Source organism: Stenotrophomonas sp. P5_B8, assembly GCF_054049855.1.
Map to the genome: position 1 here is coordinate 1 of NZ_JBFULO010000643.1, position 1550 is coordinate 1550.

The 1550-nt window shown below is 67.3% G+C and carries 1 protein-coding gene; it reads left to right on the plus strand.

Annotation, left to right across the window (positions count from 1 at the left end; all coding sequences use genetic code 11):
• Positions 1-1401: S8 family peptidase (locus tag ACXJKH_RS20305; protein WP_457322068.1), on the plus strand; the 1401-nt coding region annotated here is incomplete at its 5' end.
• Positions 1402-1550 lie beyond the last annotated feature (149 nt).

A 1550-nucleotide genomic window follows, 5' to 3' on the forward strand; every position in this document is an offset into this window, starting at 1 on the left:
GTGCCCAACGATCCGTATTACGCGCAGTACCAGTGGCACTTCGGTAATGCCACCGGCGGCATCAATGCGCCGTCGGCGTGGGATGTCTCGCAGGGCGAGGGCGTGGTGGTGGCGGTGATCGATACCGGCATCCTGCCCAACCATGAAGACTTCAGCGGCAACCTGCTGGAAGGCTACGATTTCATCAGCGATGCGGAGACCTCGCGCCGCCCGACCGACGCACGCGTCCCGGGTGCGCTGGATTACGGCGACTGGGTGGAGAACGACAACGAGTGCTACACCGGCTCGCTGGCCGAAGACAGCTCCTGGCACGGCACCCACGTGGCCGGCACGGTCGCCGAGGCCACCAACAACGGCGTCGGCATGGCCGGCGTCGCCTACAAGGCCAAGGTGCTGCCGGTGCGCGTGCTTGGCAAGTGCGGTGGCAGCCTGTCGGATATCGCCGATGCCATCACCTGGGCCTCGGGCGGTACGGTCGCGGGGATCCCGGCCAACGCCAATCCGGCCGAGATCATCAACATGAGCCTGGGCGGCAGCGGCGCCTGCGATCCGGTCTACCAGGCCGCGATCAACGGTGCGGTGTCGCGCGGCACGCTGGTGGTGGTGGCGGCAGGCAACGCTGGCGGCAATGTCTCCAACGCCCGTCCGGCCAACTGCAACAACGTCGTCGCGGTGGGTGCCACGCGCATCACCGGCGGCATCACCTACTACTCCAACTATGGTGCGGCGGTGGATCTGTCGGCCCCGGGCGGCGGTGGCAGCGTGGATGGCAATCCGGGCGGCTACATCTGGCAGGCGATTTCCAGCAGTGCCACCTCGCCTGAGCTGGGGACCTCCGATTACGGCGGCAAGGGCGGCACCTCGATGTCCTCCCCGCACGTGGCCGCGGTCGCCGCGCTGGTGCAGAGCGCCCGCATCGCCAACAACCGCGACGCGTTCACCCCGGCCCAGCTGGAAACCCTGCTGAAGGAAACGGCGCGCAAGTTCCCGGTGACCATCCCGGCGGCGACCCCGATCGGTACCGGCATCGTCGACGCCAAGGCCGCGCTGGCAAAGGCGCTGGAAGAAGAGTGCACCGAGAACTGCGGTCCGACCGCGATTCCGCTGACCAACAAGGTGGCCGTGGGCGGCCTCAGCGGCGCCGGTGGCAGCGAAGTGCTGTACAGCTTCGACGCCCAGGCCGGCAAGGTGCTGAGCCTGCTCACCTACGGTGGCAGCGGCAACGTGTCGGTGTACGTCAGCCAGGGCAAGGAGCCGACCGCGACCGTGTTCGACGCCAAGTCGACCCGTCCGGGCAACAGTGAAACCGTGCGCTTCACCGCGCCGGTGGCGGGTACGTACTACATCAAGCTGGTCGGCGAGTCCGCATTCAGCGGCGTGAGCGTCATCGCCAACCAGTAACCGCGTGTGGTTTGCGGGCGTCCGTCTTTGTGACGGGCGCCCGCTTTTTGTTTGGGGGTTTCTCCACCGGTCCCCGCCCAGGCGCGTAGAAGGCGAACAGCCGCGGCCGTTGAACTTCATTGGCCTCACATACGGGATCAATCGTTGGC